At 31.6% G+C, this 13,460-nt stretch carries 14 protein-coding genes and 1 tRNA gene; 9 read left to right on the plus strand and 6 right to left on the minus strand.

Features of this window, described 5'->3' with window-relative positions; genetic code table 11:
• Positions 1-19 precede the first annotated feature (19 nt).
• From ABNT61_RS12440 to ABNT61_RS12450, 3 genes are all read left to right on the plus strand, one after another.
• Positions 20-169 (plus strand): hypothetical protein, encoded by a 150-nt coding sequence (locus tag ABNT61_RS12440; protein WP_348743462.1) that lies wholly within the window; start codon positions 20-22, stop codon positions 167-169.
• Between the two features lie 385 nt (positions 170-554).
• On the plus strand, positions 555-1,112 hold the full coding sequence (locus ABNT61_RS12445; RefSeq protein ID WP_348743463.1) for a carboxymuconolactone decarboxylase family protein: 558 nt from the start codon (positions 555-557) through the stop codon (positions 1,110-1,112).
• A 35-nt stretch (positions 1,113-1,147) separates the two neighbouring features.
• Positions 1,148-1,510: a cupredoxin domain-containing protein gene (locus ABNT61_RS12450; protein WP_348710649.1), complete on the plus strand. Its 363-nt coding sequence runs from the start codon at positions 1,148-1,150 to the stop codon at positions 1,508-1,510.
• A gap of 58 nt (positions 1,511-1,568) precedes the next feature.
• Here the strand turns inward: ABNT61_RS12450 and ABNT61_RS12455 are convergent, their stop codons facing one another.
• Positions 1,569-2,165, minus strand: coding sequence for a hypothetical protein (locus ABNT61_RS12455; RefSeq protein WP_348743464.1), 597 nt, complete (start codon positions 2,163-2,165; stop codon positions 1,569-1,571).
• A 16-nt stretch (positions 2,166-2,181) separates the two neighbouring features.
• The gene (locus tag ABNT61_RS12460) at positions 2,182-3,099 is read right to left on the minus strand and encodes an OmpA family protein (RefSeq protein ID WP_348743465.1); all 918 of its coding nucleotides are present in this window, start codon (positions 3,097-3,099) and stop codon (positions 2,182-2,184) included.
• Between the two features lie 248 nt (positions 3,100-3,347).
• Here ABNT61_RS12460 and ABNT61_RS12465 point away from each other — a divergent pair, with 248 nt between their 5' ends.
• Positions 3,348-3,731, plus strand: a complete 384-nt coding sequence (locus ABNT61_RS12465; protein WP_348743466.1) for an ankyrin repeat domain-containing protein — start codon at positions 3,348-3,350, stop codon at positions 3,729-3,731.
• Between the two features lie 92 nt (positions 3,732-3,823).
• Here the strand turns inward: ABNT61_RS12465 and ABNT61_RS12470 are convergent, their stop codons facing one another.
• Together ABNT61_RS12470 and ABNT61_RS12475 are read right to left on the minus strand one after the other, a co-directional pair.
• Complete coding sequence (locus tag ABNT61_RS12470) at positions 3,824-4,399, minus strand: 50S ribosomal protein L25/general stress protein Ctc (protein WP_348723376.1); 576 nt, start codon at positions 4,397-4,399, stop codon at positions 3,824-3,826.
• Between the two features lie 17 nt (positions 4,400-4,416).
• Positions 4,417-5,358 carry a ribose-phosphate pyrophosphokinase gene (locus tag ABNT61_RS12475; RefSeq protein ID WP_348710644.1) on the minus strand — a complete coding sequence of 314 codons (942 nt, stop codon included), beginning with the start codon at positions 5,356-5,358 and terminating at the stop codon, positions 4,417-4,419.
• A 107-nt stretch (positions 5,359-5,465) separates the two neighbouring features.
• Here ABNT61_RS12475 and ABNT61_RS12480 point away from each other — a divergent pair.
• The 3 genes from ABNT61_RS12480 to ABNT61_RS12490 all read left to right on the plus strand — a co-directional run bounded on the left by ABNT61_RS12480 (position 5,466) and on the right by ABNT61_RS12490 (position 9,625).
• A tRNA-Leu gene (locus tag ABNT61_RS12480) sits at positions 5,466-5,549 on the plus strand.
• Positions 5,550-5,613: 64 nt separating this feature from the next.
• Positions 5,614-7,407, plus strand: a complete 1,794-nt coding sequence (gene uvrC / locus ABNT61_RS12485) for an excinuclease ABC subunit UvrC (protein WP_348743467.1) — start codon at positions 5,614-5,616, stop codon at positions 7,405-7,407.
• Between the two features lie 4 nt (positions 7,408-7,411).
• A complete protein-coding gene (locus ABNT61_RS12490; protein WP_348743468.1) occupies positions 7,412-9,625 on the plus strand; it encodes a patatin-like phospholipase family protein in 2,214 nt (737 codons plus the stop codon).
• Positions 9,626-9,686: 61 nt separating this feature from the next.
• Here ABNT61_RS12490 and ABNT61_RS12495 read toward each other — a convergent pair whose 3' ends face one another.
• Both ABNT61_RS12495 and ABNT61_RS12500 read right to left on the minus strand, forming a co-directional pair.
• Positions 9,687-11,225, minus strand: a complete 1,539-nt coding sequence (locus ABNT61_RS12495) for a ribonuclease E/G (protein WP_348723371.1) — start codon at positions 11,223-11,225, stop codon at positions 9,687-9,689.
• Positions 11,226-11,514: 289 nt separating this feature from the next.
• The gene (locus ABNT61_RS12500; RefSeq protein WP_100926201.1) at positions 11,515-11,805 is read right to left on the minus strand and encodes an HU family DNA-binding protein; all 291 of its coding nucleotides are present in this window, start codon (positions 11,803-11,805) and stop codon (positions 11,515-11,517) included.
• Positions 11,806-11,939: 134 nt separating this feature from the next.
• Here ABNT61_RS12500 and mutY point away from each other — a divergent pair, with 134 nt between their 5' ends.
• Together mutY and ABNT61_RS12510 are read left to right on the plus strand one after the other, a co-directional pair.
• Complete coding sequence (gene mutY, locus ABNT61_RS12505) at positions 11,940-13,001, plus strand: A/G-specific adenine glycosylase (RefSeq protein WP_348743469.1); 1,062 nt, start codon at positions 11,940-11,942, stop codon at positions 12,999-13,001.
• Between the two features lie 20 nt (positions 13,002-13,021).
• Positions 13,022-13,453, plus strand: coding sequence for a single-stranded DNA-binding protein (locus tag ABNT61_RS12510; protein WP_348710638.1), 432 nt, complete (start codon positions 13,022-13,024; stop codon positions 13,451-13,453).
• Positions 13,454-13,460: the final 7 nt, after the last annotated feature.

Raw genomic sequence — 13,460 nt, forward strand, 5'->3', positions numbered from 1 at the left:
AAACATTTAATTTTTTATTATGTTAGAAAAATTTGAAAATTTAGAGATCAAAAGTTTACATCTAATTTATGGTGGAGACGATTGTTGTTATGATGAGGTTGAAGATGATGTTAAGATACATGGAACAGCTATGACCAATATAAAAGGGGGAATGGTTAACTTGAATTAACTTGGAAGCGACCTAATTTGGTCGCTTTTTTTTGAATTTATTTTATGGAATTTATCATGTCTACGATGATTTTATTATCGTTTGTGTTTATCATTTTCCATGTTTTTTTGTCTTACCATGTGTTTTCAAACACATAAAAACACTTATTTTTTTGCCGAATTTCATCTAAATTCTTAATTGTACAACTCTTAGGAACCTTTGTCCATTTTTTAAGGTCTATTCTCGTCGCATCTTTGTACCAGAAAGTTTTACTAATCCTTTTAAAACAATAATAGAAATGAATATTGAAACATATCAATGTCCGAATTGTTGGGGTTACCAAGAATACGACGATCGAAACGAATTATGTAATAAACAAAACAATAACAATTAAAAAACCTTAAAAATGAGTACAAGAATAGAAACATTAAACCCAGAAACAACAACAGGTAAATCAAAAGAATTATTTGATGCAGTACAAAGCAAGTTAGGATTTATTCCTAACCTAATTAAAGTGTTTGGTAATTCGCCTGCAACATTACAAAGTTACCTAACATTAGGAGAGTTAACAGCAAGCGGAAACTTTACGAACAAGTTTAGAGAGCAATTAGCATTAGCTATCGCAGAGGAAAATAGTTGTAACTACTGTTTATCTGCACACACTACAATCGGAAAAATGAACGGTTTAACAGATGAGCAAACAGAATTAAATAGGCAAGGTCGTTCTGCAGATGCAAAAGTTGAAGCTGGATTACAATTAGCACAAAGCATTACTAGAAATAGAGGTAATATTTCTACAGAAGAAATTCAAGCAGCAAAGTCAGCTGGATACAATGATGGAGATATCTTAGAAATTGTATTAAATGTAGTTTCAAATACGTTAACAAACTACGTTAATCACATTGCAGATACAGAAGTAGATTTTCCATCTGTTGAGGCAGGTAAGTTCACAGTAAATTCATAATAATCCTTATATAAATATTTAATAACAAAACAATCATGAAAAAAGTAATAGCAATTTTAGTATTAGTCTTAGGTATCTCTTTTAGTGCAAATGCACAAGATGTAAAAACAGTAGCATTAGAGCAAACTAAAGGTGAGTTCACTCAAAAATCATTAACCTTATCTGAAGGGACATATGTTTTTGAAATCGCAAACAGTAACGTTGGAAAAGATGTTGGATTTGTATTAGCGCCAAAAGGTAAGACTAGTCAAAAAGATCATATCAAAGAAGCTTATGTTACTTCTTTAGCAAAGAACAATTCAAAGTCTTCTTCTAAGAAAGTAACATTAAAAAAGGGAGAATATGTGTACTTCTGTCCACTTAACCCAACTCCTCAATATACACTTATCGTGAAGTAAGTAGTGTTAGTAACTAAAAAAGCTCAGCAATTTGCTGAGCTTTTTTGTTTTGTATTTATTAGGCTTTTCCACCATCTAAATCATCTTGCCATTTTTTAAGTTCTTCCCATTTACCTTCGTAAGCGAGTTTAGCTTGTTTTGGCCAAGTATTTGGTTTGTGAATTCGATATCTATCTCCTCCACTATTCAATACTTCTTGACATTTGTCAATTGAGGCTTCTCCAAGAGCTTTCCATGTTTTAATTCCGAAATTATGGAATAACCCTTCAATTTTTGGTCCTATTCCTTCAACTACTTTTAAATCATCTTGTTTAATCTTTTTACCAAATGCAGCTTTAGCAGCTCCAGCATCAAAAGGAATTAAAGTCGTACTTGAATCTGCTGTTAAAGAAGCGGCAGCGCCTAAATTAGAAGTAGCTGCTTTTGTTGCTTCTCTAGCTAATTCTAAATCTGAACTTAAACTTAATTTACTTTTTTCACAAGCTTTCAAATCAGCTTCTAACGAGGCAATTTTGTTTTGTAAGATTGTAATATCTCCATCATTACTAGTGTTGTTTTCTTGAACATTGTTATTAGAAAATAGTCTTCCTAATAAGTATCCTAATAAAGCTGAAATAAGTCCTACTAATATAGGTATGATGATACACCAATTCATAATATTGTTTTTTGGGTTATTTAATTGTTATTACTGTTCTTCTATTCTTTGATTTTCCTTCTTCAGTAGTATTATCTGCAATTGGTTCTGTTTGACCTTTTGATATTGCAGTTATTTTATCAGAAGGAATACCATTGTTTACTAAATACTGTTTTGTAAAGTCTGCTCTTTTTTGTCCTAAACCTAAATTTACAGTAGCATCACCTGTGTTATCAGTATGTCCGGTTATAATACATGATGATCCTTCTACTTTATCTAAATATTTAGCAATATCTGCAAGTTCTTGTCTTTCTTCTGAATTTAAACTGATATTAGATTGTCCAGTCTTAAAGTATAATACTAAAGGATGTGCTTTTATAAATTCACCTAATTTAGAAAGCTCTTCTGAGTCGTCTTTTAATTCTGAAATAGAAAAAGCTAAAGGACCATAATATACTTTAAGTGAATCTGCAATCATGTTTATTTTCTCTTCTGAATAAGTATCTATGATTTTTGAAGGAACACCTTTAGAGTTTAAATAATTCTTCACCGAAATGGCACGCGCAACTCCAAGATTAGGATAAACAGATGTGTTTTGTTCATCGGGAGTATAAAAACCGGTAATAGATAAAGACTTGTTGTTTGTAGAGGTTAAGTAATCTTTTAATTTTCTTATTTCCATATCTAAACTTGAAGATACGGGGCTCAAAAAATTATACTTTGAGCTTTCAAAATTAAAATTATCCGTAGCGTTTAATGAAAAGTTTCCGCTATCATCTTTGATTGAAAAAGGATATAAAGTAGGGTTTTTATATGCTTTCGGTTCAATATTAACTTCATCTTGAGTTTGTTTTTCCTCGTCTAAATCATGAGAACAACATAATTTCCAGCTGAAGTAGGTTCCAATTGAAATGGTAAGTAATATACCAAGAAGATACATTAATCTTTTACTCATAGTTTTTGATTTATGTTATTGATTGTTAATTTATTACTTTTTTTTTAAAAATTTAACTATCTCATTATCAAACCATAAGTATTTTAAATATAATTACAATAATTTAACTATAAATGTTTGATTTTCAAGAGTGTTAAGGAAAAATTAAAAATGTTATTGTTACGTTAATTGAGCCTTTTTAGTGAAACATTTTTTATTCGGTGGCGTCTTTTAAGCAAATAACCTTTTTAACTTAAATTATTTAAAACATGAAAAAAATCATTTTAACCATCGCTTTATTTTTAGGAGCATTCGCAACAACAGTTAACGCAACAGAAACTCCTAAAGCAGAGAGAATTACTGTAACTAAGTATACTGAAGTTTCACCTTTTTGTACTTTAATTAGAGAAGGAAACTATGAAGCTGTAAAAGCTTTAATTAAAAGTGGAGCAGATGTAAACCAAAAGTCAACAGGATTAACACCATTAATGTTTGCAGCTCGTTATAACAGAGCAGATATTGCAAAATTATTAATTGCAAACGGAGCTAAGTTAAAAGCAAAATCTAAGAGAGGATATACGGCTTTAAAATGGGCGAAGTTAGCAAAGGCTAATGAAACAATGGCCGTTATTAAGCAAGCAATGGATAGTTAAAATGCACATATATATTATTGTGTAAATTGATTGAATTAAAAAAGACCTGCAATTTTGCAGGTCTTTCTTTTTATATAGAAATAAATTATTTCTTAATCTTCAGTTTCTGCAGCAGCTTTAGCAGCATTACGAGACATACGAACTTGAGCAACCACAGTGTTGTCTGGGTGTAAGAAAGTATAGTTATCGTTTGCTAATTCAGTAACATAAAGTTTGTTACCAATTTCTAATTCTGTGATATCAGCTTCAATAAAATCAGGTAAATTTGCTGGTAAAGCTTTCACTTTTAATTTACGCATGTTGTGACGTAAAGCACCACCAATCATAACCCCTTTAGAGTTACCAACTAATCTTACAGGAATTTCCATAGTTACCGCTTTATCTTCAAATAATTGATAAAAGTCGATGTGTAAAATTTTGTCAGTTACTGGGTGAAACTGGATGTCTTGTAAAACAGCCGCATAAGTTTGACCGTCAACTTCAATCGAAGCAGTATATACGTTTGGAGTATACACTAAGCTCTTAAAAGCTTTTTCATCAGCTGAAAAGTGTACTGGCTTGTCTCCTCCGTATAATACGCAAGGAACCTGTCCAGCATTACGTAAGGCTTTAGTCGCTGACTTACCTACGCTTTCTCTTTGAGATCCATTAATCGTAATCGATTGCATTATTTATATATTTAAAATTACATTAAAAATTGATCGCTAATAGATGTGTTTGTTTGCACTTTACGCATCACATCAGCGAATAAGGGCGCGCAAGATACAACTTTTATTTTAGAAATCTGCTTTTTCAAAGGAATTGTATCTGAGACAATTAACTCTGTTAATTTTGAGTTTTCTATTCGGTCGTATGCGCTTCCAGAAAGTATTGGGTGAGTACAAATTGCTCTTACCGATTTTGCACCTCTTTCTACCATTAAATCTGCAGCTCTAGTAAGAGTTCCTCCAGTATCAATCATATCATCAACTAAGATTACGTTCTTACCTTTTACTTCTCCAATAAGCTCCATGTGCTCAATTACATTAGCCTTCTTACGTTGCTTGTAACAAATTACAACTTCACTAGCTAAATATTTAGAATAAGCATAAGCTCTTTTAGATCCTCCCATATCTGGAGAGGCAATAGTTAAGTTTTCTAACTGTAAACTTTCAATGTACGACATGAAGATTGTTGAAGCGTATAAATGATCAACTGGCTTTTCGAAAAAACCTTGAATTTGATCAGCATGTAAATCCATAGTCATAATTCTTGTTGCACCAGCTGCTTGTAATAAATTTGCAACTAATTTTGCACCAATAGCTACTCTAGGTTTATCTTTTCTGTCTTGTCTTGCCCAACCAAAATAAGGCATAACAGCTGTTATATGACGTGCAGAAGCGCGTTTAGCAGCATCTAACATTAATAACATTTCCATTAAATTATCTGCGCTTGGAAAAGTAGATCCAATAATAAAAACTCGGCGACCTCTTACAGATTCTTCGAAAGCAGGTTGAAATTCACCATCACTAAAGTGAGTAGTTTTTACGTTTCCTAATTCAGCATTAAATTCCTTAGCTATTTTTTCTGCAAGCTCTGTACTTTGTGAACAAGCGAAAAGCTTTGGCGATAATTGTGTCGTTGACATCTCGGATTAAATTTTAGTATGTGTTGTTGTGGGGCAAAAGTAAAATTATTTTAATGAGTATTAAAACGTTTTATTTTAATTCTTACATTTGCCGCTCACAATTTTAGGCCAAAGTGGTGGAATTGGTAGACACGTCGGATTCAAAATCCGATGCTCGCAAGGGCGTGTGGGTTCGAGTCCCATCTTTGGTACAAAACTTCAACTAATTTTTTTGGAAATTTCTAATACAATTTGAAAAAATTGTAATTTCGTTTTATGCCAACATCTTTAGAACTTCAAGTAAAAACATTGCCTAATTCTCCTGGGGTTTATCAGTATTTTGATAAGGAGGATGTTATAATTTATGTAGGTAAAGCAAAGAATCTAAAGAAGAGAGTTTCTTCATACTTCACAAAAAACCATGAATACGGTAAAACAAGAGTCTTAGTTAAAAAGATTGTTCGTATTGAACATATTGTTGTAAATACAGAGACCGATGCATTATTATTGGAGAATAATCTTATTAAGAAGTACAAACCTCGATATAATGTATTATTGAAAGATGACAAATCTTATCCTTGGATTTGTATTAAGAAAGAACGTTTTCCGAGAGTATTTTTAACAAGAAGAGTAATTAAAGATGGTTCAGAATATTATGGTCCGTATATAAGTGTAAAAACGGTTCAGAATCTTTTAGATTTAATAAAGCAATTGTATCCTTTAAGAACTTGTAATTACGATTTAAGTGAACCGAAGATCAATTCAGGTAAATATAAGGTGTGTTTAGAATATCACTTAAAGAATTGTAAGGGTCCATGCGAAGCTTATCAGGATGAAAACTCTTACATGGATAACATCAAGAAAATTCGCAATATTATAAAAGGGAATTTTAAAGAGAGTTTAGAGAGCTTACATAAAATCATGATGGAGTATGCGGAGTCAATGAATTTTGAAGAAGCACAACTTATAAAAGAAAAGCTAGTTTCTTTACAGAATTATCAGGCAAAATCAACCATAGTTAATCCGTCAATTAATAATGTAGATGTATTCTCAATAATTTCAGATGAAACGCATGGGTATGCTAATTTCTTCAAGATTATGAATGGTTCAATTATTCAATCGTATACAACTGAAATTAAAAAGAAGTTAGAAGAAACAGATAAAGAATTGTTAGAACTATTTATTGTAGAAACACGCCAACGATTCAATTCTTTATCAAGAGAAATTTATGTTCCTTTTGATGTTGATTTAGGAGAGAATTTAAAAGTAACGGTTCCTAAGTTAGGTGATAAAAAACGAATTGTAGAGCTTTCTCAAAGGAATGCTAAATACTACAGACAGGAACAGTTCAAACAAATTAAAATTGTAGATCCAGATCGACATGTAAGAAGGATTATGGCTCAAATGAAAAAAGATCTTCGTTTAAGCCAAGAGCCTGTTCATATTGAATGTTTTGATAACTCGAATATTCAAGGAACAAATCCTGTTGCTGCTTGTGTTGTTTTTAAAGATGGTAAGCCAAGTAAGAAAGATTATCGTCATTTTAATATAAAAACAGTTGAAGGTCCAGATGATTTTGCATCTATGGAAGAGGTGGTGTTTAGACGTTATAAAAGACTGTTACAAGAAGATAAACCTTTACCGCAGTTAATTGTTATCGACGGAGGAAAAGGTCAGTTATCATCAGCGCTTAAAAGTTTGGATGTTTTAGGGTTAAGAGGAAAGATCGCTATTATAGGTATTGCAAAACGGTTAGAAGAAATTTATTATCCTGGTGATAATATTCCGTTGTATTTGGATAAGAAATCTGAAACACTTAAAATAATTCAATACTTACGAAACGAGGCACATCGATTTGGAATTACTTTTCACAGAAATAAAAGAAGTAAAAGTGCAATTCAGTCTGAATTAGAAATGATTCCAGATGTTGGTAAACAAACCATAACAAATCTGTTACGTAAATTTAAATCAGCAAAGCGAGTAAAAAGTGCTACTTTAGATGAGTTGATTGAGGTTGTAGGGAATGCCAGAGCTCAAAAAATTTATAAGTATTTTCACTCGAAAGAATAGCTAAATGAAAAAAACACTAATACTACTATTTTCCTTACTATGTATTCTAGGATTTTCTCAAGAGAAAAGACCTAAAGTTGGTTTGGTATTAAGTGGTGGTGGAGCAAAAGGGTTTGCTCATATTGGTGTTTTAAAAGAATTGGAAAGAGCTAATGTAAAAATCGATTACATTGGTGGAACCAGTATGGGTGCAATTATCGGTGGAATGTATTCTGCCGGATATTCTGCAGATCAAATCGAAAGTTTAATCCGACGAATTGATTTTCTTTCTGTGATTCAAGACAATGTTCCTAGAGAAGAAACACCTTATTTTGAAAAGGTTTTTTTGGGTAAAACTGCGGTTACGTTGCCTGTAAAAAAAGGAAATATCGGATTGCCATTAGGGTTGTCTAAAGGCCAGAATGTCTTAAATTTATTAACTGAAATTCTTTCACCTGTCGATGAGATTTCAGATTTCTCGAAACTTCCCGTACCATTTTTTTGTATTGGAACTGATATAGAAACAGGGCAAGAAGTTGTTTTAGAGGAAGGATCTTTACCGCTTGCTTTGCGCGCTAGTGCTTCATTTCCAACATTACTAAATCCTGTTGATGTTAATGGTAGATTAATTGTAGATGGTGGAGTTGCTAATAACTTCCCTGTTGATAGAATGAAGGAAAAAGGAGTTGATATTATTATTGGTGTCAATGTACAGGGAACGCTGTTGAAAAGAAGTGAACTAACGTCGGTAGCTTCTCTTTTAAGTCAAATTGTAAACTTTCAAATGTATCGTAAATCGGATGAACAAGTTGAAAAACTAGATATACATATCCATCCTGATATTAACGAGTATACGGTTGTGTCTTTTGATGATAAAGAGGCAATTTTTAAGGAAGGAGATCGTAAGGCGAAACAATTTAGAAGTGTTTTTAAAAAACTAGCAGAACAACAACAAAATTCAATAAAGCGAAAAGGAATTGATATTAAGAAAATAAGCAAACGTTTCTTAATTGATAGAATAGTCCTGAAAGGAAATATTAATTATACTCAGGATTATGTGCTAGGAAAGTTGAGGTTGAAAGAAGGAGATACTGTCTCGTATCAAGATATATCGAAAAAGATTAATGCGTTAACAGCAACTAAGAATTTCCAAAGAGTAGATTATAGTTTAGAGAAGTCGTTTGAAGGAAAAAAGCTAAATATCATTGTAAAAGAGAATGATATTAAAACTTTTTTGAGTTTAGGTTTACACTATGATGGATTATATAAAACAGGTGTGTTACTGAATTATAATCATAAAAAGATGTTTTTTAAGAACGACGAATTATCTTTTGATTTAGTTGTAGGTGATAAAATAAGGTACGATTTAGAGTATTTAATTGATAATGGATATTTGTTGAGTGTAGGTGTAGCATCACGTTATAATACTTTTAATTCTGATGTGTTGTTCAATGAGAATAATTTGAACAAAATCAATGTGTCGTACCGAGATTTCACCAATAAATTCTACCTACAAACAACGTTTAGTAAGAAAACGGCTTTTGGTGCAGGAATAGAATTAAAATCACTTAAAGTATCGTCGGATACATTTTTAACCAATGATGAGGAAACACTTTTTGATGATAGTGTTTATTTTAATCCGTTTGCCTTTTTACATGTAGACACTCATGACAAAGCTGCCTTACCAACCAAAGGGTTTTCAATACGTACAAAGTTTAGATGGTTTTTGCTTTCAAATAGAAATGAGAGTTTAGATAAATTTGCTTTAGGTAGCGTTGCATTTAATCAATATTCTCAAATAGATGGAAGATTTAGTTTTGCAAAAACATTTTGGGATAGACTTACATTTCAAAATATTTTAGAAGCTGGATTTACTTTGGGAGAAGAGGATTCAGAAATTTTCGATTATCGTTTGGGTGGATATAACCAAAACTACATTAATAATTTTATACCATTTTATGGTTATGATATTTCTTCTTTAAGTGACCAATCATTCTTAAAGTCTGAGTTCCATTTTAGATATAAGTTGTTTGAGAATCATCATCTTGGTGTTCTAGCAAATTATGGTAGAATTGGAAAAAATGTTCTGAATAGAGGAGAGCTTTTAAAAGAAGTAAAGTCAGGTTATGCGGTTGGCTATAGTTTTGAAACACTATTAGGTCCAGTTGAGCTTAAGTATGCCTGGTCTCCAGATCATGATGATCGTTTTGTGTTGTTTAACCTAGGATTTTGGTTTTAAACAAAAAACCCCACTTGTGTTCTACAAGCAGGGTTTAATTTCTTAATAAGAAAATGCCTCATTACTTATTTTTCTTTCTGTAAGAAAAATGATATTGTAAATACTGATAAGCATCTCTAGGTATAATTTTAATCCATCTTTTATGACGAAGGAACCATTGAAAACGAATAGAGTTTATGTTTTTAGTTAGATATGCAGCAATAAATGGATGAACATTTAAAGTAACATCTACGTAAGGAACATTGCTATTCACAATTCGGTCTAATTCAGCTTCAATTTTATCTATTAATACAATTGGAGCTTCTACTTCACCATTTTTATTAGGATTAGGTTCACGAGTTTTTATTTCGAGTTCAGGTCTAACTCTTTGACGTGTAATTTGTACTAGTCCAAATTTACTTGGAGGTAGTATCTTATGCTTAGTTCTGTCTAAAGACATGGCTTCTTTTAAGTGTTGATATAACTTTTGCCTGTTTTCGGCAGTTTTCATATCAATAAAATCAACTACTATAATACCACCCATGTCTCTTAATTGTAATTGTCTTGCAATCTCTGTTGCAGCAATTAAATTAACTTCTAACGCTGTTTCTTCTTGGTTTTTGGCCTTATTAGATCGGTTACCACTGTTTACATCAATTACGTGTAAAGCTTCTGTATGTTCAATAACCAAATAAGCACCTTTACTCATAGATACGGTTCTACCAAAAGAAGTTTTGATTTGTCTTTCGATACCGTATTTCTCAAAAATTGGAACATTAGATCTGTGGAGTTTAACAATGTTTTCTTTCTCAGGATATATCTTTTGTAAATATTCCTTGATTTCTATTTTTAAACTCTCATCATTAGTTATAATATTAGTAAAAGAATCGTTCATTACATCTCTTAAAATAGAAGATGCTCTATCTAACTCACTCAATACCTTCGTTGGTGTATTAGAGTTTGCAATTCGTTTGCAAAGCGTTTTCCAACGGTCTAATGAGTTTTCTAAGTCCTTATCTAATTCAGCTACTCTTTTACCTTCAGCAACTGTTCTTAAAATAAGTCCAAAACCTTTCGGTTTAATACTTTTTGCTAATTTCTTTAAACGCTCTTTTTCTTTATTATCGGTAATTTTTTGTGACACCGATACTCTGTTTGAAAAAGGAACTAAAACTAAAAATCTACCGGCAATTGATAGCTCTGAGCTAATTCTTGGGCCTTTGGTAGATATCGGTTCTTTTACGATTTGAACTAATAAATTTTGACCTGATTTTAGTACGTCGTTAATACCTCCGTTTTTGTCGATATCTTCTTCTGAACGGAAGTTTTTTAAAGTGAACTCTTTAAATTTACCTGTGCTTACTTTCTTTATAAATTTACTTAATGATAAAACTTGCGGACCTAAATCATGGTAATGTAAAAAACCATCTTTAGGATAACCAACGTTTACAAAAGCGGCGTTTAATCCAGTCATAACTTTTCCAATTTTTGCTAGAAAAATATCACCAACTGAAAATTTGTTGTCGCTTGTTTCCTTGTTTAATTCAACAAGTCTACCATCTCTTAATAAGGCAAAATCAATATCAGAAGAATTTGAACGAATAATTAATTCTGTTTTCATCTGAATAAATTTTGTGTTTACACTATTGAGTATAAACTGATTAAGATTTTGTAAGCAGGTATTTTAAAATACCAATGAGGTTGAATAACCTCAATTTCAAAGAACTTTGTGTGTTTCTTAAGCAAGAGAAAAGTAAGTAGTTAACTACTTACTTTTTCTTGTGACGATTAGCTCTTGCTCTTTTCTTTCTTTTGTGTGTAGAGATCTTAGCTCTCTTTCTTTTTTTACCACTTGGCATAGTTAATAATGTTTTATAGACTCTTTGTTAAAAAGAGTGAGTTAATATTGTTTACTTAACAGCAACCTTAGCTTTTACTCCTTCAGTAAATGTTTTAGCTGGTTTAAAAGCTGGAATGTTGTGAGCAGGAATTTTGATAGTTGTATTTTTAGAAATATTTCTACCAGTTTTCTCAGCTCTTGTTTTAATGATGAAGCTTCCGAAACCTCTTAAATATACATTATCTCCACTTTCTAATGAATCTTTAACTTCAGTCATAAATGCCTCTACAGTTGCTAAAACGTCAGCTTTCTCGATTCCTGTTTTGTCTGAAATTTTCGATACGATATCTGCTTTTGTCATTATATATATATTTTATGTATGAATTTTGTTTTTACGAGCGTGCAAATATATGATAATTAATCAATTCGTAAAATAATTGTTCTTAAAAAAAGTATAAATTAATTGGTGTATTTTCGAAAACCTAAATTTAAGAAATGTTTTTTTATAAAACTCTGATAAACTGGTATTTAAAAAAGAATAGAGATTTACCCTGGAGAAAAACAAAAAGCCCATACGAAATTTGGTTGAGTGAAATTATGTTGCAACAAACTCGAGTTGCGCAAGGATTGCCCTATTTTTTGAAATTTACTGAAGCTTTTCCAACTGTTTTTGACTTGGCAAACGCCGAAGAAAGTGAGGTTTTAAAGCTATGGCAGGGATTGGGATATTATTCAAGAGCGCGTAATTTACATTTTACTGCAAAGCATGTGGCAAACGAACGTAATGGAGTTTTCCCAAACTCGTATAAAGGATTACTAAAATTGAAAGGAGTTGGCGATTATACAGCTTCTGCAATAGCATCAATATGTTTTGATGAACCAGCGGCGGTAGTAGATGGAAATGTATATAGAGTGTTGTCTCGTTTTTACGGTATCGATACACCAATTAATTCTACGGAAGGAATCAAACAGTTTAAGGAATTAGCTCAAACTATAATTCAAGAAGAAGAACCTGGAAGATATAACCAAGCCATTATGGATTTTGGTGCATTACATTGTAAACCCAAAAATCCACTTTGTAATGAATGTCCATTAGCTTCTAGTTGTGTTGCTCTCGAGCAAGAGAAAGTTTCAGAATTACCAGTAAAGATTAAAAAGATTAAAGTAAAGAAGCGATACTTTAATTATGTAGTTGTAATTACCGAAGATGAAACGACATTGTTTACAGAAAGAAAGGGAAAAGGAATATGGCAAGGATTGTATCAATTTCCTTTAATTGAAACAACTAGAAGTATATCAGCAAATGAATTAGTAAAACAAGAGGAATTCGTTTCGTTAATTCCAAATGATGCTGCTATCTCTCTATTTAATAAAGATGAAATTATTCATAAACTTTCGCATCAACATTTGGTGACAAAATTCTGGATTGTTCATGTGAGTCAAATAAAAGGAGATGCAATTAAATGGAGTGAAATTGAACAATTTCCTACCTCGGTTTTGATCAGTAACTTTTTAAAAGATTATACAAATACGAATTCACAAAATTTGTATATTTGAAATTACACAATAGTTAAATAATGTCAGGAACAATCAATAAAGTTATTTTAATAGGTCATTTAGGAGACGAAATTAAGATGCATTATTTTGAAGGAGGAAATTCAATTGGAAGGTTTCCTTTAGCAACAAATGAATCATATACGAATCGTCAAACTGGTGAACGAGTAACAAATACAGACTGGCATAATATTGTGGTTCGAAACAAACTTGCAGAAATTTGCGAGAAATATTTGAGTAAAGGGGATAGAGTATATCTTGAAGGAAAAATAAAGAACCGTCAATATGAAGTTGAAGGTCAAAAAAGATATACCACTGAAATTCATGTTCAGGAAATGACTTTTTTATCAACTAAAAAAGAGTTGAATCCTCCTGCTGGCATGAATCCAACGCAACCGATTCAAAGTACAAACCCTCCTGTTTCTAAAGAAGAGGATGATGATCTACCATTTTAGTTTAATT

Origin of the sequence: Tenacibaculum sp. 190524A05c (assembly GCF_964036595.1) — a bacterium.
GTDB classification, from domain to species: Bacteria; Bacteroidota; Bacteroidia; order Flavobacteriales; family Flavobacteriaceae; genus Polaribacter; species Polaribacter platacis.

Coding starts and splice junctions, on each gene's coding strand:
- ABNT61_RS12495 (WP_348723371.1), bottom strand. CDS start 11,225: ATGAAAACAGAATTAATTATTCGTTCAAATTCTTCTGATATTGATTTT.
- ABNT61_RS12460 (WP_348743465.1), bottom strand. CDS start 3,099: ATGAGTAAAAGATTAATGTATCTTCTTGGTATATTACTTACCATTTCA.
- ABNT61_RS12465 (WP_348743466.1), top strand. CDS start 3,348: ATGAAAAAAATCATTTTAACCATCGCTTTATTTTTAGGAGCATTCGCA.
- mutY (WP_348743469.1), top strand. CDS start 11,940: ATGTTTTTTTATAAAACTCTGATAAACTGGTATTTAAAAAAGAATAGA.
- ABNT61_RS12455 (WP_348743464.1), bottom strand. CDS start 2,165: ATGAATTGGTGTATCATCATACCTATATTAGTAGGACTTATTTCAGCT.
- ABNT61_RS12450 (WP_348710649.1), top strand. CDS start 1,148: ATGAAAAAAGTAATAGCAATTTTAGTATTAGTCTTAGGTATCTCTTTT.
- ABNT61_RS12445 (WP_348743463.1), top strand. CDS start 555: ATGAGTACAAGAATAGAAACATTAAACCCAGAAACAACAACAGGTAAA.
- ABNT61_RS12510 (WP_348710638.1), top strand. CDS start 13,022: ATGTCAGGAACAATCAATAAAGTTATTTTAATAGGTCATTTAGGAGAC.
- ABNT61_RS12470 (WP_348723376.1), bottom strand. CDS start 4,399: ATGCAATCGATTACGATTAATGGATCTCAAAGAGAAAGCGTAGGTAAG.
- ABNT61_RS12475 (WP_348710644.1), bottom strand. CDS start 5,358: ATGTCAACGACACAATTATCGCCAAAGCTTTTCGCTTGTTCACAAAGT.
- uvrC (WP_348743467.1), top strand. CDS start 5,614: ATGCCAACATCTTTAGAACTTCAAGTAAAAACATTGCCTAATTCTCCT.
- ABNT61_RS12500 (WP_100926201.1), bottom strand. CDS start 11,805: ATGACAAAAGCAGATATCGTATCGAAAATTTCAGACAAAACAGGAATC.
- ABNT61_RS12490 (WP_348743468.1), top strand. CDS start 7,412: ATGAAAAAAACACTAATACTACTATTTTCCTTACTATGTATTCTAGGA.
- ABNT61_RS12440 (WP_348743462.1), top strand. CDS start 20: ATGTTAGAAAAATTTGAAAATTTAGAGATCAAAAGTTTACATCTAATT.